Below are 18,961 nucleotides of genomic sequence, written 5' to 3' on the forward strand. Positions count from 1 at the left end.
GAAAGAGTTGCCCATGGACGACAGGCAGACGCCATCCGCCGAACTGGACAGCAACGGACGTCCCAGCATTGAAACACGCATCACCGATTTCGTCCGCCTGGGCGTGGTCGTCCTGTTCGCCTACTTGTCCTATACGCTCGTCGCTCCCTTCATACTGATCGTAATCTGGGCAGCCATCCTCACCGTAGCTCTTTATCCGCTCTACGAACGCTTGCAAGCGTTGCTGGGCGGCCATCGCCGCATCGCGGCGTTCCTGATTACCATTCTCTGCCTCGGGATCATCATCGGCCCGCTCACCGCTATTGCCCTGAATTTTGTGGAAGCCACACAGTGGCTAATCGTCAAGCTCTCGACAGGATCGCTACATTTTCCCGCGCCCCCTCAATTCGTGCGCGACTGGCCGTTCGTTGGCGAGCGAGTTTTCTCAACTTGGAATCTTGCCGCGTCCAATCTCGCGGCAACACTGGATCATTTGCAGCCGGCGCTTATTCAGACCGGGAAGTTCATCCTTGGCAAAAGCGCCGTCATCGGCTTGGGCCTGCTCAGCTTCATGACGTCAATCATCATTGCGGGCTTCTGCTTTGTCCACGGACCGAAGCTTGCATCTGGGGGCAATCGGTTTGCCGAGCGTATCGCAGGTGAGAGAGGCCTCGGCTTCATTCGCCTTGCTGGCGCCACCATAAGAAACGTTGCCAGCGGCGTTATCGGCGTTGCTGTCCTGCAGACGTTTTTGGCAGGGCTTGTGCTGCGACTTTTCGCCGTCCCGGCATCCGGAGGCCTGACCTTCGTCATCCTGATCCTCTGCATTATCCAGATCGGGCCTGCGCTGGTGCTGCTCCCCGTCGTTATCTGGAGTTGGACAACGCAAGACTTTACCTATGCCGTGTCACTCACTTTGTTGCTGGTACCGGTCGCCATCATCGACAACATCATGAAGCCTCTGCTCGTCTCCCGGGGCCTCTCCACTCCCATGCTGGTGATCTTCATGGGCGTGATCGGAGGCACGCTCGCTTACGGATTGATAGGCCTTTTTCTAGGCCCGATCGTCCTCAGCGTTTTCTATGATCTTCTGGTCGCATGGGTGCGCGGCCATGCGTTACCCCATCAGCCGACGTCGTCCTCCTGATCCATATTTTCAGTTGAGCCTGTTTGAAATAGCTCACCCTATAACGCTGTTTTCTCCAGGTTGGGCAGTCTTCGCGCGGTGAAACATGGGAACAGGCTTCCTCACAGGCAGCCAGGTGTTCAGCGCACAGCATTCTCGATATTTCAGACTCCGGCGGCTTGCGTCTCTTCACTCTTGGGGTTGGGGCAGTTCCTTGTTCTGGGATACGCGGGTTTGCGCAACCTCTTTGCCAACCCCAGTTGCGTTATGCAGGGATATATCGAGGCCCGCCTTTCGCAAACCATCTATAAAATGCTGTTGATCCTCGGGGCGCAGGATACGTGTGGACACCTCTTTGCGCGGATCCTCGAGGAATTCAGGCGCGTTGCGTGCGAGCCACTCCTGTTCCCCCCGTGCCTGTACCAGTTCTCCCATCTGCCCATAAATGGCGAGCAATATGAGGTGGTGGATCGGATTGTCGCGGAGATTTGAGGCCCGGGCCCAGTTTTCCGCACCGGGATAGTCCTGCTGCATATAGGAGCAGACAGCCATGGCCGACTGAAAATGCTCTATCGGCCCGGGATTACCCTTGACACTCTTGGAGACCAACTCGCAGCCGCGGCCCCACTGGCCTGACAGAGCAAGACGGAAGCCGTATTCGCCCGCAAACTCGGTATCGTTTGGATTGATCGCGAATGCCCGCTCACCAATAATCAGCGCATTATTGACGTCGCCACTGAAGAAACGTGCAAGCATCTCGGCCTCAAGGGCACGCACATTGGCGGGATCAAGCTCAACCGCCCTTTCAGCAGCCTCAACGGCCAGGTCTATGCGCGGCGGGCTGGGCGATTTGAGCCGATAGCGGAAGCGCAATTCGTCCAGGTAGGTGAATGATAACAACGCCCATGCTGTCGCGTACTTGGGAAATTCAGCAACAACCTCCTTGAGGCAATTTTGAACTGAAGCGTGTGTCTGCCGGTTCAAGGCTGCACGGTAGCCATAGTATGACAAGGTACACGCGTAAGCCTTGGAGTCCTTCGATGAAGTCTGAGTGACCTCTGACGCATTCGCCTGAAAGATAACTCCGTACGGTTGCGCAAGCGAAGTCGCTATTTCGCTCGCTATCGTTGTTTCGATGTCAAAAAGCTCGCGCTGACCAAGTTGTGCATTATAGGCCTTCGTCCAGACAATTGCGCCATCGGCCTGATTTACCAGGCGTGCAGACAGGCGCAGCCGATCCTGATCCAACCTGACCCTGCCTTCCAGGCCATAGACCGGCAGATCGGAACTGGTGGGTAAACCTTCAGGCGAAGAAGTCGGTGATTTCCCCGCAATGACCACGATTTCCTTGAAGCGGGCCATCTGGGAGGTCACCTCATCTGTGAGACCCCGCGCGAGAGTGGCCGAGCTTGGCATCCCTGTGATGTCCTCGAATGGAGCAACAACAACCCTTGGGATTTTCGGAACGGTATCAGCCCCACCGCTCGATTTTGTCGTTTGGAACAGCTGAACCCCTGATTTATCAAATAACCAGACGCCCGCAACAAGGAGCACCACCACAGCGGACAGGAGACTCAGCACGCCACTACTGGTCTTGATCGTGGGAGTTTGGTTTTGCTGAGGCGGCCTCTCGGCATTTGGTGCCGTCTCATTGAAACGCGTAAATGCTGGAACATATCCGCCTTTCGGTATCGTGATGAGAACGGCATCTCTCTGACCGGCGAGCAGATAATAATGTTCGAGCGCACGCCGCACGCGGCCAGCTTCAATGCGAACGACGGGGTCGTTTTGGGCATCGAAGGATGCATTTCGGCCAAAGACCTCGAGCGCAATTGAGTAGGCCTTGATCCGGTCTGCACGCCCCTGCAAAGCTTCCTCGACCACGTAGCACAAAAATTTTTGAGCGCGGTCAGGGGCATCGAACGCCGGACTGGCGCGAATCTTTTCAAGTTGATCTCGTATTTCGCTGTCCAATGGAGGTGCAAAAGCGTCCTCCGGAAGCGTTCCCGGAAGTGAAAAACTCATCATCTGCCCCCTACTCAAACGCCCGTTCAATGAACATTTTAACACGGTTAGGTAAAGCTCAAGAACTTTACGCAACAATAAGCAGATAGGCAATGATATTTATATTACAATTCTCCGTCTGTTACTCGTTGACGACGTCCCACGTGTCTCCAGGGTTAAACGCCCGGATTTTTCCAGCAACACTAGCGGTTTGATCTCCCAGGTCCGCTTCGTAAACTATGCCGCTTTTGTTAACGACGAACGTTTTGACACCGGTAATCCCATATTTCACCGGCCACGCGACCAATCCGAAACCCGCGATCATGTTGCCGTTGATGATATAATCGAATTTTCCACCCGCAACATTCTCTGCCTGTCCGGTGAGTATCCGGTACCGGTAACCGTTGTAGCCAAGTCCCGCTTTGGCCTTCTCAAGAGCATTGCCATCGACCAGAGCTGGGCCGGCGGGACTTTCCTCTCCATCCCCCTGCTCGGAAGGCCAGTAAAGCCCGTCATGCTGTCCATCACTGCTGATCAGCTTTTGCGCATACTCGAGCACGCCGTCACCATCGCGATCTTCCGAAGCGTAGTCTTCCTGAGCATCGACATAGGCCCGCATTGTCTCAAGGGTTGAAATTTCGTTCTCGCCAACGCGGCGGTTTGCGATCTCCTCAAGTCCGGCATAGGTGTCGAACGCCCACTTTCCCTCCTGCGTCTTCACCAGGGGGAAAGGCAAAGGCCAAAGCTGGTTTCCGATTTCCAGGATCTTGCCACCGTCCTGATCCTCGACGACCAGTTTTTCCTTCAAACCGGATTGAATTGCAGCGTAGTTATCGCTCGCGCCATCACTGGATTTGGCTTTTGCGGCATCCAGTCCCAGGAGCTGCGCCAGCTTGTTGAAGTCGCCGCCATTAACGGTCGACTTGAAAGCCTCGACGGCCTGCTCCGGCGTGTCAAAACCAGTTGATTTCTGCGCTGCCATATATTCTTCGAGCGGCGGGTCGTTGTCCTGATCAGCCGCCATGACAGGGGCTGTCAACAATGTTCCATTGAGAAAAATCGCCCCGAAAGTGATGAGCGTCAGTCCTTCACGCGCTAGTCTCATCGTCGTCATCTCCTCAGTATCGCTGTGTTACCGGCCCCGTCCGCCACCACGTCCACCACCGCCACCACGGTGAATCTGCCGCCCGCCACCGCCGCGATGCCCTCCCATCGACTGAGGCCGGCGGTATCCGCCGCCGCTCATCGATTGGCGGCCACGGTGCGATGACATCTGCGTCTGACGTTTATTGCTGACGTTTCCAACAGCCGAGCGATTGCTAGACTTCCTGTTGACCTGCCCCCCCGGCTTCGGTTTGTTGACCTTGCGGTTGGCGTTGCTCTGCTTGTTGGACACCTTTTTGTTGTTCGCTGCGGGTCGGCTCGCGGCTGCCTTACCGCTGTTGTTTCGGGCCGCAGCTGCTTGGCCGGCCTTGTTGCCGGCGTTGCCGTTGGCTCTCGCAGTCCGGTCGCGGTCAGCGCGTTGGCGGTTGGCATCGACCTTGCTCTTTCGAACGTCGTCGACCGTCACCTTCGGTCTGTTGGCCATACGATCCCCGCCGGCGGCGCGAGAATCCCTGGCGCGATTGGCGATATTGTTGCTGCGGTTCGCCTTGAATTCGTTCTTGAACTTGCTGCGGTCGATATTGGCGATCTGGTTCCTGTCGAACTTGATCTTCGAACGGTCGACGTTTTTCCAGTCGACGTCGCCCATCTTGAACTTGTCGCGGTCGATATCGATGTTGTTGAAGCACTTGTTGCAGTCGATATCGACATCGCCATTCCAGCGGCCGCCCCAAACTCCCCAATCGTCCCAGTCGATCACGGACGCCCAGATCGCAGCGCCGGTGATGGCGGCTGCGAAATAAGGCGCCGAGGGATAATAGTAGCTCGGATAGGGCTCATCATAATATGTAATCGGCGCTTGCACGTAACCTGGCTCATAGAGCATTTCCGGTTCGTATTTCGGAACGTAGATCTTTTCCGGGTTCGCCGCCTGAATGACGACATTCTCGCCCTGGGTCTCGACCTTCACTTTCTCATCCGTCTTGATGACACCATTGGCCACGGCCTTGTCGCGGAGGTTCTGGATGGCTATCAGCACGTCCTTCTGCTGGTAGGCAAGGGCACTACCGAGCGCTTGCGTCCAGTCGAGGTCGTCGCTCATCATCGAGACGATCTCGGGATAATTGAGCACCGAGATGATACTGTCGTCCCAGCTGTCCTTGGGTTTTGCGTCCTTGTCTTTCTTCTTCTGTTCAAGGAAGCGCTGCGCCTCGATGATCTGCAACGGATAAAGCGATGCCGAGGAGATCAGCGCCACGAGTTCATCCGGATAGAGCGCGATACGCGCCACCAGCACCTCGAGTTCATCTTCTGAGAGCAGGTCTGGTGTCTCATCAGCCTGGTTGTCATTTGCCGCCGCCGCAGAAGCAGGCTGTTGCGCCAAGGCGGGGTTAGATGCACAAACTCCGAAGCCAATCGCCGCTGCCAGAAACGTGGCAGCCAGAGAGCGAAGATCGATCGACAGTCCGCTGAATTTCATCACTTGAATCCTCACGTTCGCGGCAACGTCGAAGCAGCGCATCTGTGAAGAGTACTGAACGACGGCAAGGTACCGGGCCGGCATTGGCGCCAGCGACCAGGAAGCGGCAATCAGGCCAACAGGCCCCCATCGATCCTGCTCCTCCATCGCAGCAAGCGGTAGTATTCCGCCTGTAGATACATGTAACTTCGCGTGCGTAACGCCATCAATCATATGGCCGCCGCCGACGATGGCGACGATGCGGCTGATGCGCGGTTCGGGCGCACCAGCCGCACCACAGACACGGCAACCGGGTTCACGCCACGTCGGGCACAGTCCGGCGCAAACCTGTATCCTCGATGTAGTCACTCGGCCGTTTTTGCCGTTTCCCCAGTTCCGGCGGTTCGAATTTGATGCGTTCGTAGGGAATGGACTGGAGGATGTGCGATATGCAGTTGATGCGCGCGCGTTTCTTGTCGTCAGAGGGCACGATCCACCATGGCGCATGCTCGCTGTCGGTCATCCGCAACATGTCATCATAGGCGCGGGAATACTCCCACCACTTCTGGTAGGATACAACGTCCATGGGGCTCAGCTTCCATTGGCGTACCGGATCATCGATACGGCGACGAAAGCGGCGTTCTTGTTCCTCCTCGCTCACGGTCAGGAAATACTTGAGAAGGATGGTGCCGCTTTCGACGATCGCTGCCTCAAAGCGTGGCGCAAGTTCCAGAAAACGGCGCGCCTTTTTTTCGCTGCAAAACCCCATGACACGATCTACACCCGCCCGATTGTACCAACTGCGATCGAAAATCACGACCTCACCGCCGGCTGGCAAGGCGGCAATGTAGCACTGCATATACATTTGGGTCTTTTCGCGATCGCTAGGCGCCGGTAGCGCCACGACACGAAAGACACGCGGGCTGACACGCTCGGTAATACGCTTGATGATACCGCCCTTGCCGGCGGCATCGCGTCCTTCGAAGATGATGACGATACGCGCGCTAGCCTTTTTTACCCACGCCTGCAGATGAGCCAGCTCGATAACGAGTTTCTCCATCTGCTCATCGTAATCGCGGACAGTGTTGCCGCCATTATCCTCGGACGGTGTGGATTCGCGCGTGCCCTTCTGTTTTTTAGCCATTGCAACTTCTCCCCGGTTTAGGATTTTCCGTCGATTGCGTTAAACTGCTCTGACTTCCCGGCGCCCAAAGTGTGGAAAGCCTGGAGGGCGTCATCCAGGTCCTCATAGATATGCGCTGCCCCGATGCGTTCGATCAGCCCAGCTCTTTCGAGCAGCGATCGTGCTTCCGCATGCAGTTCAGCCAAACACAACTGAATACCCCGCTCTTCGAATTCGACGCGAACCTCTTCCAGCATCGCAGCGGCCGTACTGTCCATCTGGGCGATCGCACCCGCGTCGATCACGAACCAGCGGGTATCGGCAGGCAATGCACTGGTAATTTCCCGCAGCCGCTCGCGCACATAGTCCGCGCTAAAAAACAAAAGGCTGCCTTGAAGGATCCAAACCACGACACCAGGCACCGCCCTTGCCTCGGCAACATGATGCAGCTTGTAGAAGCCGTCACGCCCTTCGATCCGTCCTAGAAAGGCATCACGCGGAAACATCATGCCGCGCAGCAGGTAAACCAGCGTTGCCGCAATGGCGATAACAACACCATTGAGCACGCCGAAGCTGATTGCGCCCCACATCGCGATCAAGGCGAAAGCAAATTCCATGGGATTAATGCGCCAGATCGCGCGCAACTCGCCGACGTCGATCAAACTGAAGGCGGCGGAAACGAGGATCGCCGCCAATGCCGCGACCGGCAGGATGCGCAACGCATCGTTCAGGAAAAGCAGCGCCGCCATCAGGGATGCCGCAGACACGAGGCTCGCAAACTGCGACTGCCCACCGATCGACAGATTTATCGCTGTCCGGGAATCCGAAAAACTGATGGGAAAGGCACCGAACAGTCCCGACGCTACCTGAGCGCTGCCCAGGCCAACGAGCTCGCGGTTGGCATCGACCGGATCGCCGGTACGCGCACCGAAGCTGCGCGCCGTAACGATGCCAGAGCCAAAACTCACCAGAAATATAGCCGCCGATCCGAAGATCAGGCTGTCGAGCGGCACGCCTGAAAAAGCCGGCATGCTGAAACTCGGCACACCGCGCGGGATTTCGCCAACGACGGCAATGCCCATGGACTGGAAATGCAATAACGAAGACAGGACGACGGCGAGAACGACAACAATGACCGGACCGGGTACCGGAGATCGAACGGCCTTTGCCACAATGAGCACGACGAACATGAAGGCCGTCAATCCAATTGTGGGCCAGTGGATCAAGCCCACCTTGGTTGCGAATTCCATCAGCGGCGTGAACAATCCGTCAGATTCGATCTTTACGCCGGTCATGCGGCCAAGTTGGCCGATGAGAATCGAGACAGATATACCGGCGAAGAAACCGACAAGGATCGGCCGTGACAGGAAGGTAGCAAGGACGCCCAGCCGCAATATACTGGCTGCGATGCAGATGCACCCCACGCCGATTGCCAGAAGAGCGGCAATCGTCACCCGGTCTACCGGATCCTCAGCGGGCATGCCGGCAATGATCGTGGTGATGGCAGCAGCAATCACAGTCATGGATGCGGCATCAGGACCGACGGTCAGCCGGCGGGAAGCACCAAAAATCGCATAGGCAATCGCTGCCACGATACTGGCATAAATCCCAGTCTCTGGCGGCAAACCTGCAATGGCAGGGTAGGCAATCGAACTCGGCAACCCGACGGCTGCGATCGAAAGCCCCGCCGAAATGTCGTTGCGGACCCATTCAGGCCTGTAACCGGCGAACCCTCTGAAGAGTGGCAAGCCAGAAACGTTATTCATTTCGGTATCCAACCAATACCCGAAGCGCGCCACGGGCTCGCCTTGCTGAGCGAACCCGTGACAGAACACGCGGGGCTTGATGAACCGCCCCCATGTCAGTGCTCGAGGAACACATAGTTCATCCAGGCGCTCATGCGCAGGAGGACTTTGCGAAGGATGGCAACGTGATGCCAATGATGGGTGTAAACAGCCACATCCGCGACAACACCGCCCGGAAGCTGGTAGGCGCTTGTGTCTTCGAGAATATCGATTCGAGCGAGCGTTTGCCCCGCCTGCGAGCGCTCGGGCGATTGTGGATCGATCAGAGCGCCGGTGGGCTGGAGCTGCCCTTGGGCCATTACATCAATGATGGCGCCGACTTTTGCCTTGAAGATCTTGCCGGGCACCGCTTTGAATGACACCTCGGCTTCATCGCCAACGATCACCCGCTGCAACGAATTCTGGACGAAAGCCGCAGCCAACATCCGGTCCTCGCTATCGATGAAAACCATAACCGGCCGCAACGGCAGTGGATTTGCCATCATGCCCGGACGAAGAAAAACCTGAGTAACGTAGCCGTCGCCGGGCGCGCGGACCGTCGTTTGATCAAGATCGAACTCCGCGTTGAGAAGCTCTGCCTGCAAGCGGGCAACGGCCGGGTTCACGCCGTTAATCTCGGATTCGTAGGCCAACCGTGCCTGGCTAGCCTGGGCTTCCGCTGTGGCGACAGCTGCGACCTCGGTCATATAAAGACCACGCCGATTTTCGACGTCGAGTTCAGAGACTGCCGTGCCACCACCGCGCGCCTTCGATTTTTCGTAGATATCAAGGTAGCGTTCATAGCTTTGTTTCGAGCGATCGCGCGTGGATCTGGCACCCTCGACAATTGCGGTCGCAGCATCCAGCGATGCCTTGAGCTGAAGTACGGCTTGCTTGGCTTCAGCAAGCGCCGCTTTTTTCTGGTCGACAGCATATTGATAGGGACGTGGGTCGATACGAAACAGGATGTCGCCCTTTTTCAAGGGCGTATTGGCCTGAACCGGCACCTCGACGACAAGCCCACCCACAGCAGGAATAACCGGTGCAGACGTGAAGTAGATACGTCCGTCACCGGAATATGGGTGATTGTAGCTCATCAGCAGGATCAACGAGCCGATCAGAAAGATACCACCCAGCACAGCTGTTGAAACACTCCATTGATTAACTGGAATGCGGAAGATCTTGAATACTGCGATGCAGAGGGCGGTGTACGTGAGGATGAGGAGCAGATCCATCAGACAGTCTCCCTCGGCTCTTGTTTCAGTTGTTGCTCGAGTTCGACAACACGCGCCTGCAATACCGCCACCTCGGCATTGGCCTCGACTTCCGCCTGAAGCTTGCCGCTTGGCTGGATGCCCCAGCCTCGGTCCTCACGGTAAATCGTCGCCCAGATGAACAGAAACGGCCAGATTGCGTGCAGCGTGAAAAGACTGACCCAACCGGCCACATGGATGGCATCCTGATGCGGGTGGTTCCGCGCCTTTGCCAGAAGATGAGGGATGTCGTGAATGGCTATGACACCATAAAACAACGTGAGTACCATGAAGAAAAGGACACCCAAAGCAAAGTAGTCTAGGAACACGGTCAACCCTCCGCAGCAGCACAAATTTACCGGCTTGTTATGAATTTCCCGGCGCTTTACCAAGCAGGCTGCCAACAATGATCACCGTTATCTTAGGCCGTTTTCGAAGGAGCAGTCTGTAGCATCACGTAGCCTCTATCGGTCGAGCTTGTATACGGTCCGACAATCCGCCAGGAACTCGCGCCTTGCCGGCCGGTCATGCGGCGGTATTAGCCTTGCAGGCGTAGGCCACGGTGTTAGCACGCGTGTAATCTCAAGTATGTTACCTCAAATATGACCCGCATCATAATATCCTCGCAGCTAGTTACGACGAGACGCATCGCCTGACTGGAGATTTGGCCATGACGGAGCGGACTGGCTTCGAGTTGGAAGATGAGGGGCTGGCTGCGGCGCTTCGGCGATTTCCAACGCATGCGGCTCAGATGCGTACGTTGATCCAACGAAACGAGAGCTTTCGCGCAATGTGCGATGACCTCGCTTGCGTTGAGCAGGCACTTCTTTCGGTCGACAAAATGCCTAGCGAGATCCGCGATGAGCGCCGGCGCGAATTCACCGAGCTTGTCGATGGCCTGGCCGTCGAGATCGAGCGCACTTTGAGCCAGGTAAAAGTCATTTCAATTGCACGGTACATTAATCGTGGGCAATAGCAGGGAAGGTTCAGCGGCGCCTGGTCACGGACGTTGGTCGCTCGTGAACTTGGTGCACCGTTGGTCTCAATGGGAATATCTCTGTGATGGCCCTGCCTTCGGTAAGTCGATGGTAGTCGAACGTCATTCGTGAACATCCTGAGCCCCCACGAGAGGCCGGAAGGCTGGCATTATTTCTCAACACTACCTTTGCAACCTCGGTGACGGCGATGTGACGTTTTCAGGAAAGTGGCGGCTTGCAGCCCCATTGGAAGGAGTGAGCTGTATCCTGCACTTGGGCTGGACAACGGTTTTCATTTTCGCGGTCTTCCGCGCTCCAGTTGTTCAGCAACGGCAGCCGATACCAACCATGATGAATAGCCGGATTGGAGCACAAAAATCGGCGACGGGCCTCCATCCGGCCGGCCCGTCGCCAGGCGGGTCTATTCCTTGACCACGTAGGTGTAGAAGCGGATCTTTCCTTCCTCCCGAACTTGATAGACACCTTGCACTTCGTAGGAAAACCCAGGGAACCTGTTGCAACTGTCTTCGAAGGTCAGGAAATAGTCGATCATCGGCTGCGCGCGGTCGTCGTAGCGTTCGCCAGGGACGATAATGCCGATTCCCGGTGGGTAAATCAGGGCCAGCGTGGCTGCGATACGGCCCTTGACCTGGTCCATCGGGACGAAATCGACGTCGTCGCCGATCAATGCTTCGTTAGCGTCGCGCGCTGACATTGCCTGCTCTGGGAAGGAATCGTAGCGGAAGCAGAGCCGCTGCAACTCTTTAACGTCCTTCTCGACGAAGAAATCGTGCATTTCCTGGGCCAGCTGCTTCAGCGTATAGCCGCGATACCGGGCTTCGTTGCGGGCATAGAGACCAGGCACAACCACCGACAGGGGACTGTCCGCTTCGTAGTGCTCCCTGAACCGCTCGAGGGCGGATAGCAGCATGGCCATCTTGCCTTCGCCGACAGCTGGGGTCATCAGAAACAGGATGCTTGTGAGGTCGTTCTTTTCCGGGATGACGTTGATCTCCCGCAAATAATTGGCAAGGATGGTCGCCGGCAGACCGCTTTTCTGATAGTTGCCAGTTGCGCGGTCGATCCCGGCGGTCGTCAGCATAAACTTGGTCGGGTCGACCATGGCCGCGTCCTCGCCGAGGTTGCGATAGCCGTGCCATGCAGCGCCCGGTGCCAGCTGCCAGTATGCCTGCTCCCGTGCCAGCACGTCGGTCGGCACGTCCTCCCATTTCGCCCTCTTGCCGCCATAGTCGACGACATCAGGAACGAACGGGTCGAGAAATCCTTCAAAACGCTGACGAACGGCCTTGCGCGCATTGATGCCGAGCTTGACCATATCGTCCCAGAGCACGTGCCCCGCCTTGTCGGCGTGCATTTGCGCATTGACGTCGAGACTGGAGAACAACGGATAGAACGGCGACGTCGATGCCTGCAGCATGAACATCTCGTTAAAGCGCTTGTGGTTCGTCCGGAACGACTTGTCGCGGATATGCTCGTCGCGGACATGGATCTGCGAGGCTTGCGAAAAACCTGCCAGTTGCTTGTGGGTCGATTGGGTGGCGATCACGCCGGGATCATCTGGGCCGAGTTGAAGCCCCATGGCGAAATGATCTTTCATCAGCGGATGAAAGGCACCAAAGCCCGCCCAAGCCTCGTCGAAGTGGATGTATTGGCAAAGATGGCCGATCTTCTCCAGAACCTTGCGGGCATTGTAAACGGTACCATCATAGGTGCACTGTTCGATGATCGCGACGCGGATCGGGCGCTCCTTCTTCCAGGCATCCGTACCCTGAAGCCGCGGATGATTCCTGATCTTTTCCCGGATGGCGTCTTCGTCGAATGCCGTCCAGTCGATCGGCCCGACCATGCCGAAACCGTTTCGATCGGTTTCAAGATAGATCGGGATAGCACCAGCGACGAACAGCGAGCCGTGATGGTTGGACTTGTGGTTGTTCCTGTCGAAAAGGACAATATCGCTGCTGCGCAGCAGCGACGTGTTGACGACCTTGTTGGAAGCCGAGGTGCCGTTCAGGACGAAATAGGTACGGTCCGCCCCGAAAACCCTGGCCGCCGCCTGCTGAGCCGCCAATGCCGGCCCCTCATGGATCAAAAGGTCGCCGAGCGAAACCATCGCGTTGCAAATGTCGTCGCGAAAGACGTTCTCGCCCATGTGCTCGTAGAACAGCCGCCCGACCGGGTGGTTCATGAAGAACTGGCCACCCTGATGGCCTGGGCATGCCCACGTACGATTGGCATCATAATCATATTTCATCAGCTCACCGAAAAACGGCGTCATCAGCGTCGCGGCATAGCCTGCGACGGAGGCGCGCAATCTTTTCTCGTAGAACTCGCGGGTTTCGAGATCGGCAATGAAGACGCCTTCGAGATCCTTCAGATAGGGCTCGCTGAATTTCTCGTCTTCCCGCCGGCTGAGCATGAACACCGGCATGCGAAAACCGCGCTCCGCCCGCGCCTGGATGACGGCCTCCGCAGCGGCTCGCGAAGTGACGATCGCGCCAAGATCTGCCCCGCTGCGGATGGCGGAGGCGGCGTCCTCGTCGCTGCAAACGGTCGTTCTGAAATCGAGATGGTCTTCGATCAGCCGAGCGATTGCATCGCCATATTGCGTGCCAACCACGAGGATTCGAAAATAGTCGGTCACCGGTATCGTCATGGAAACCTCCGTCACTCAATGTGTGATATCTGCGGATCTCGTCAACGGGGACGCGCCAAGGTCGAGTCCGGCGCAGCGGAACGTCCTTCGAACTCTGCTGCAGGTAACCCGGGGCCTCTGCTACCCCGGGCGCCTGTTTTTCAAAATCGACGGTGAAGGCCCCACCTCAGACCTGCATCGATTTACCAGGATCCTTGACGTGAGCCTCCACTTCCATCCGGTAGAAACGGGCGCTTACGAAACCGAAGAGCGTCCAGCCGGCGAAGATGCAGAGGCCACCCAGCATCAGCGCCTGCTCGCCGGAACTGATCAGTGCGTAGAAACTGTAGGCCGTCGCAATCATCGCGATGATGTTAGTCATCAGTGCCTTGCCTTCCGGCACGCCTGCAATCTTCTGGATGGTGATAAGCGCCGCCATCGACATGATGTAGGGCACCAGGTTGGTGACGACGGCGAGATCGACCACCTTCTGAAACTGGCTGCTCAGTTCCGGGCTGATGGTCATCAGCGCCAAACCGACTTGCGCGACCAGAAGAATGATCATGCAGACGATGGGCGTTCCGGCGCGCGTTGCCTTGCCGAAAATCGGCAGGAAGTAGCCGACATCGGCAGAACTCTTGAAGACCTGGGCGACGGTGAACTGCCAGCCGAGCAATGAGCCGACGCAGGCAAGGACCATCAGTGCGGTGACGACACTGCCGATCGTCGGGTTGAACATCTGCGCGAATGCCAGTCCGAACGGCGCGCTCGACGCAGCAAGCTCGGCATTGGGGATCATCCCGGCAATGACATTGGTGGACACGATGTAGATGATGGCGGCGGCGATCGTTCCGCCCAACACGGCGATCGGCACATCGCGTTCCGGATTTTCCACCGCATCGGCGTTGGCGCAGGCCGATTCCAGCCCAAGGAACGCCCACAGCGTGATGGATATGGAGCCGCCAACCGCCGGCAGGAAATCCAGATTGTGCGGATTCCAGGCAGCAACCCAGGTGGCGCTGCTGAACCAGAACCAGCCGAGAAGCGAAACCACCACGACGGGGATGATGACGCCCCAGACGGTAACCGCACCGATACGGCCAGTGATCTTTGCGCCGCCGAAATTGGCGACGGTTGTCAGGATGAGCAGGAAGATGGTCCACAATCCCGTCTGCAACGGGGTGAGCGTTGCACCGAACAAAACCGTTCCATAGCCGACGGCTGTAATGGCGATGGCCACATTGGCGATCACCAGCGAAAGGCCGTAAGTGTAGTTCGCCATATAGTTTCCGGCCTTGCCGAAGGCATATTCGGCATAACCGCCCATCCCCCCCGGCTTGCGGCTCAGCATGCCGCAGCGCGCAAAGGCGTAAGCCAGAGCAAGCGACCCCCCCGCCGTTATGATCCAGGAAAAGATCGAAATGGTGCCGACCTCGGCGAGTTTGGCGGGCAATAGGATGATGCCCGATCCCATCATGTTGACTGCTGTCAAAATGGTCAGCTGTGTGACCGTCATTTTGCTTTGCGTTGCACTCATCTCAACCCCCTCGAAAAATTCTCAGACGGTAACTGCCGCGTTGGTTCAAGCCGTTGATGAACATCATGTTGAAAGCAGTGTTTGAAAACATCCCGCAGCCCTTTTTCGCTGCGGGATGTCTATTGCGGGCGGTGCTTGGCAAGAAATCCATCGCCGCCAAATGCATGGAACCGATCAGCTCTGGGTCAGGCAGTAGACATGATAGTAACCGTCTTCCACCTCCACGCCGTGGGTGTCGTGGGTAAAACCTGGGAAGCGAAGATCATAGGCTTCCAGCGCCTTGAGGTAGCCAAGCAGTGGACCGTCAGCGGGTCCCGCATTTTCGCCGGGCATAAGCAGCGGAATGCCCGGGGGATAGGGAACCACGCCGGTTGCGACCGTGCGACCGGCGAGCGCATCGAGCTTCACCTGCTCAACCTCGCCTCGGACGAGCCGCTCATAAGCCCGTACCGGGCTCATATCCGGAACGGGCAAGACCGAAAACCCGGCCGCCATCATCTCGGTGGTCTTGAACTGGTCCATAGCTGAGAACATCGTATCGGCGAGGTCCTTGAGGCCCATGCCGGCGTAGCGATCGCTGTGGTTTTCCATCAGGTCCGGCAGAGCGACCTCCAGGGAAACATTGGCGTCGTAGTCACGCTTGAAGTCGCACAGTGCGCTTACCAAAGAGCCCCATTTTCCTTTGGTAATGCCGATGGAGAACAGGAAGAGGATCGTGAAATCGGTCGTCTTCTCGGCAACGATGCCGCGGTTCGACAGATAGGATGTGACGATGCTCGCGGGAATACCGACCGGCATCAATCCGCCGCCTGGGGCCACACCGGGCGTCACTATCGAAACCTTGATCGGATCGAGCATGCAATAACCGTCTTCGATGTCGCCGAAACCATGCCATGCAGCACCGGGCTTCAACACCCAGCAGGAAGGGCTTGTCGTGAGTGCCTCGGCCGATGCTTCGTGGAAAAGCTGTTTGCGTCCGGTTTTCGGATCGGTGACGCTATCGGGCTGCCAGCAGTCGAAGAACCATTCGCTCTTGTCAGCGAATTCGCTGTTCAGCCGGCCAATCATCTGGCGGAACGCCACAGCCTCTTCGATCGACTCAGTGGTCAAGGCCGCGCCGCCCGGCCCGTCCATCATGGCGGCCGAAACGTCATTGGAAGCGATGATGGCGTAGTTGGGCGAGGTCGAGGCGTGCATCATGAACGTCTCGTTGAATAGCCCGTGTGGAATCGGGTTCTTGCCATCGCGAACGTGGATAAAGGACGCCTGCGACAAGGCAGCCAGCAGCTTGTGGGTGGAATGTGTCGCAAAGACAGTGGGCCGGTCCGCGCCGTGTTCGCGAGGATCACCATGCATTGCATGCCGATCGCGATATATTGGGTTGAAGCGCGCATAGCCGTACCACGCCTCGTCGAAATGCAGTCGGTTGACGCTGGCGCCCAGAAGTTCTTCTACTCTCGTTACATTGTAGCAGAGGCCGTCATAGGTCGAGTTGGTGATGATCGCATGTTTAGGTTCACGATCCTCGATGCCGTTCGCAAGCGGATTGGCGTCGATGGATTTGCGGATGGCGACAGCCGTCAGCCTTTCGGGCGGGATCGGGCCGATGATGCCGTAATGGTTGCGGGTCGGCACCAGATATGTCGGGATCGCGCCCGACATGGTCATCGCATGCTCGGCCGATTTGTGGCAGTTGCGGTCACATAGCGCGATCTGGTCCCGGCCGACGCTGGCCATGAGGATAATGCGGTTGGACGTCGAAGACCCGTTCGTCACGTGATAGGTGCGATGGGAGCCGAATACACGCGCCGCATATTTCTCGCTGGCGCCGATCGGTCCGGAATGATCAAGAAGCGAGCCCAGATCTCCAACCGAGATGGAAAGATCGGATCGGAACAGTGGTTCTCCGAAATATTCGAAAAAGGCCCGTCCGGCGGTGGTCTTGAGAAATGCCGTACCGCCCGTATGGCCCGGTGTGTGCCAGGAATATTCATAAACCTGTGAAAACCGGGCGAGCGCACCGAACATAGGGGGCAGAACGGTCGAGCGGTAGCGTTCGATCGCCGCCTGGATGCGTCCGCCAACAAAATCTGTCGTATCCTCCAGCAGCCAGACGAAATCATCAACCTTACTCATGATTTCAGCCGACACGGTGGATGCGACGCTGCGATCCGCCAGCAGAAACACTGGAACCTTGGCATTACGCTGGCGCAAGGCCTCGACCACAGCTATCGACGGATCGTGACCGGACGGTCCGAGATCCCAATCGAGAAGGATGCATTGAAGCGACGGGTCGGAGCGGATGACGGAGATGGCATCCTCATCCGTTGTGGCTGTGACAACAGCGATATCGCGCCGTTCGAGCTCCGCAATGAGCGCACGCACTGCGCGTCCCGCAGCAGTCTCCGACGCAATTTCATCATCGGCTACAAGGGCCGTCATGCCGAGACGTCGACTTCCATCTGAATTTCTCATGGGGTTCTCCCTCGTGTAAGCAGATATGATTTGAGGCCGGAGGAGGTACTGGCTTGAAAATCTCGATAAAGACGCAGGCAGCCGAGCGGCTGGTCCTCACTATCGTTGTCGCAATCGTAGTATCGCACGCTGGGCTTTGCATCGCGTTGGTCCACGATCTGATGTCGCTGGCTCAGACGCCGTGGAGGCCAAGTTCGCCAGGACCGAGACCGCATAGAGGATACCGCGAATCTAGCTTTCCTAAGTATCGGTGTCGTAGCTACCGAAAAGGTACGCGCTGACATCTACAGCCACGACCGCGCACTTGGAAAGAAAAGACGGAAAAGGCGAGGCGACACTACGGAGACCATATTGAATTCCTCAGGCATTGCTGCGTTCGGTTGTATTTTTCTGCAGCCTAGAGAGCATCGCAAGTACGTTACAGTAACATTCGCTGTAACATTCGCTGTAATTTTTGCCGCCACCTTGCTGGTTCGATGATTTGCCCCCTTTCAGCCCGCGAATGTGGCAGAGGGCTTGCACCGGACGAAACAGCGTGCCTATCATTGGTGGAGCCGGGAGCGTCTTTGAACCTGTGGCTTGCTGGTTTTTAGCGGATCGGCCCATGAGGCGAATGCAGATAGTTCTGGTTCTATGCTTGATGCTTGGTGCGCTCGCAGCGCCGGAGGCGTTTGCCGAGACGACTTCGCATGCGCCCGTGAAAATCGGGTATGTTGCTGATCAGGCGCCATTTTCTTCCCGCGGCCCGGATGGCATTCCACAAGGCTATGCGATTGATCTCTGCAACAGGATCGCTGCTGGAATGAGCCCGGCCCAACCGCCGGAATATGTCGAGACGACATTGGCAGATGCGTTCAATGCAGTCGCTGAACACCGGATCGACCTTGCCTGTGGCGCGCTCACAATCAATCTCGCTCGTCGCGCGCTCGTGGATTTTTCTCAGCCAATCTTCCTCACGGGCGCCAGCGCATTGCTGCGAGATGACTCTCCAAGCGATCTCCGTGAGCTATTTTTTGGAGAACGACCGATCAGTCCGCCCCGTTCTCCGCAAATGCGCGCTTTTGCAACCAGCCTGATTGGCGTCCACTCTGGCTCAACGACGGAAGCCAGATTGCGCCAAGCCATCGCGGAAGGAGCCTATAGTGCGTCGGTGATCGATTTCAGCAAGCATGAGGAAGGCCTGGTTGCCCTCGAAACACGCAGGATCGATGCCTATTTCGCCGACCGCGCCTTGCTGGGCGACCTTCTCAAGAAAGCACAGTCTTCATCGGACCTGATCATCGGACGGCGATTGCTGACCCATGAATCCTATGGCATCGCCATGCGACGCGATGATCCGGAATTGCGCCTGCGGGTTGATCGAATGCTGTCGGAATTCTATCGGAGCGACGAATTCGCCAAACTTCTTCAAACCTATTTCGGCAGCGAGGCGCCGGTCATCAGAACGGAAATACTCGCGCAGGCAATTCCTGATTAACGGCTCGCCA

Annotated in this window: 13 protein-coding genes; 3 read left to right on the forward strand and 10 right to left on the reverse strand. The window is 57.2% G+C overall.

Annotated features, from left to right (window positions below; translation table 11 throughout):
* Nucleotides 1-13 precede the first annotated feature (13 nt).
* Nucleotides 14-1,126 (forward strand): AI-2E family transporter, encoded by a 1,113-nt coding sequence (locus tag ASD36_RS11340; RefSeq protein ID WP_060510369.1) that lies wholly within the window; start codon nt 14-16, stop codon nt 1,124-1,126.
* 168 nt (nt 1,127-1,294) lie between these two features.
* Here ASD36_RS11340 and ASD36_RS11345 read toward each other — a convergent pair whose 3' ends face one another.
* The 7 genes from ASD36_RS11345 to ASD36_RS11375 form a co-directional block, all read right to left on the reverse strand.
* Entirely contained in the window at nt 1,295-3,130 is a 1,836-nt protein-coding gene (locus ASD36_RS11345; protein WP_082562765.1) for a hypothetical protein, read from the reverse strand.
* Nucleotides 3,131-3,251: 121 nt separating this feature from the next.
* A complete protein-coding gene (locus tag ASD36_RS11350; protein ID WP_244489793.1) occupies nt 3,252-4,223 on the reverse strand; it encodes a DUF2950 domain-containing protein in 972 nt (323 codons plus the stop codon).
* A gap of 18 nt (nt 4,224-4,241) precedes the next feature.
* Nucleotides 4,242-5,693: a DUF3300 domain-containing protein gene (locus ASD36_RS11355; protein WP_060510692.1), complete on the reverse strand. Its 1,452-nt coding sequence runs from the start codon at nt 5,691-5,693 to the stop codon at nt 4,242-4,244.
* Between the two features lie 295 nt (nt 5,694-5,988).
* The gene (gene ppk2 / locus ASD36_RS11360; protein ID WP_060510373.1) at nt 5,989-6,816 is read right to left on the reverse strand and encodes a polyphosphate kinase 2; all 828 of its coding nucleotides are present in this window, start codon (nt 6,814-6,816) and stop codon (nt 5,989-5,991) included.
* 17 nt (nt 6,817-6,833) lie between these two features.
* Nucleotides 6,834-8,561 (reverse strand): SulP family inorganic anion transporter, encoded by a 1,728-nt coding sequence (locus tag ASD36_RS11365; RefSeq protein WP_060510374.1) that lies wholly within the window; start codon nt 8,559-8,561, stop codon nt 6,834-6,836.
* Between the two features lie 95 nt (nt 8,562-8,656).
* Nucleotides 8,657-9,814 carry an HlyD family secretion protein gene (locus ASD36_RS11370; protein WP_060510376.1) on the reverse strand — a complete coding sequence of 386 codons (1,158 nt, stop codon included), beginning with the start codon at nt 9,812-9,814 and terminating at the stop codon, nt 8,657-8,659.
* The gene (locus ASD36_RS11375) at nt 9,814-10,161 is read right to left on the reverse strand and encodes a DUF3302 domain-containing protein (RefSeq protein ID WP_060510378.1); all 348 of its coding nucleotides are present in this window, start codon (nt 10,159-10,161) and stop codon (nt 9,814-9,816) included. The genes ASD36_RS11370 and ASD36_RS11375 overlap by 1 nt, the downstream gene beginning before the upstream one ends.
* 341 nt (nt 10,162-10,502) lie before the next feature.
* On the opposite strand from ASD36_RS11375, the gene ASD36_RS11380 reads away from it, so the two are divergent.
* On the forward strand, nt 10,503-10,808 hold the full coding sequence (locus tag ASD36_RS11380; RefSeq protein WP_060503226.1) for a hypothetical protein: 306 nt from the start codon (nt 10,503-10,505) through the stop codon (nt 10,806-10,808).
* Nucleotides 10,809-11,230: 422 nt separating this feature from the next.
* Here ASD36_RS11380 and speC read toward each other — a convergent pair whose 3' ends face one another.
* The 3 genes from speC to ASD36_RS11395 all read right to left on the reverse strand — a co-directional run bounded on the left by speC (nt 11,231) and on the right by ASD36_RS11395 (nt 17,474).
* The gene (gene speC, locus ASD36_RS11385) at nt 11,231-13,483 is read right to left on the reverse strand and encodes an ornithine decarboxylase (RefSeq protein ID WP_082562747.1); all 2,253 of its coding nucleotides are present in this window, start codon (nt 13,481-13,483) and stop codon (nt 11,231-11,233) included.
* A 166-nt stretch (nt 13,484-13,649) separates the two neighbouring features.
* Entirely contained in the window at nt 13,650-14,999 is a 1,350-nt protein-coding gene (gene potE / locus ASD36_RS11390; protein ID WP_060510380.1) for a putrescine-ornithine antiporter, read from the reverse strand.
* Nucleotides 15,000-15,173: 174 nt separating this feature from the next.
* Nucleotides 15,174-17,474 (reverse strand): Orn/Lys/Arg decarboxylase N-terminal domain-containing protein, encoded by a 2,301-nt coding sequence (locus ASD36_RS11395; RefSeq protein ID WP_060510382.1) that lies wholly within the window; start codon nt 17,472-17,474, stop codon nt 15,174-15,176.
* Between the two features lie 535 nt (nt 17,475-18,009).
* Here ASD36_RS11395 and ASD36_RS11400 point away from each other — a divergent pair.
* A complete protein-coding gene (locus ASD36_RS11400) occupies nt 18,010-18,951 on the forward strand; it encodes an amino acid ABC transporter substrate-binding protein (RefSeq protein ID WP_244489795.1) in 942 nt (313 codons plus the stop codon).
* The last annotated feature ends 10 nt before the right edge of the window (nt 18,952-18,961 follow it).

It is taken from the genome of Rhizobium sp. Root1334 (assembly GCF_001426665.1).
GTDB lineage: Bacteria > Pseudomonadota > Alphaproteobacteria > Rhizobiales > Rhizobiaceae > Pararhizobium.

Excerpts from the sequence above, each read along its gene's own strand:
- ASD36_RS11345 (WP_082562765.1), bottom strand. The coding sequence starts at position 3,130 with ATGAGTTTTTCACTTCCGGGAACGCTTCCGGAGGACGCTTTTGCACCT.
- ASD36_RS11380 (WP_060503226.1), top strand. The coding sequence starts at position 10,503 with ATGACGGAGCGGACTGGCTTCGAGTTGGAAGATGAGGGGCTGGCTGCG.
- ASD36_RS11350 (WP_244489793.1), bottom strand. The coding sequence starts at position 4,223 with ATGACGACGATGAGACTAGCGCGTGAAGGACTGACGCTCATCACTTTC.
- ASD36_RS11365 (WP_060510374.1), bottom strand. The coding sequence starts at position 8,561 with ATGAATAACGTTTCTGGCTTGCCACTCTTCAGAGGGTTCGCCGGTTAC.
- ASD36_RS11370 (WP_060510376.1), bottom strand. The coding sequence starts at position 9,814 with ATGGATCTGCTCCTCATCCTCACGTACACCGCCCTCTGCATCGCAGTA.
- ASD36_RS11340 (WP_060510369.1), top strand. The coding sequence starts at position 14 with ATGGACGACAGGCAGACGCCATCCGCCGAACTGGACAGCAACGGACGT.
- ASD36_RS11395 (WP_060510382.1), bottom strand. The coding sequence starts at position 17,474 with ATGAGAAATTCAGATGGAAGTCGACGTCTCGGCATGACGGCCCTTGTA.
- speC (WP_082562747.1), bottom strand. The coding sequence starts at position 13,483 with ATGACGATACCGGTGACCGACTATTTTCGAATCCTCGTGGTTGGCACG.
- ASD36_RS11355 (WP_060510692.1), bottom strand. The coding sequence starts at position 5,693 with ATGAAATTCAGCGGACTGTCGATCGATCTTCGCTCTCTGGCTGCCACG.
- potE (WP_060510380.1), bottom strand. The coding sequence starts at position 14,999 with ATGAGTGCAACGCAAAGCAAAATGACGGTCACACAGCTGACCATTTTG.
- ppk2 (WP_060510373.1), bottom strand. The coding sequence starts at position 6,816 with ATGGCTAAAAAACAGAAGGGCACGCGCGAATCCACACCGTCCGAGGAT.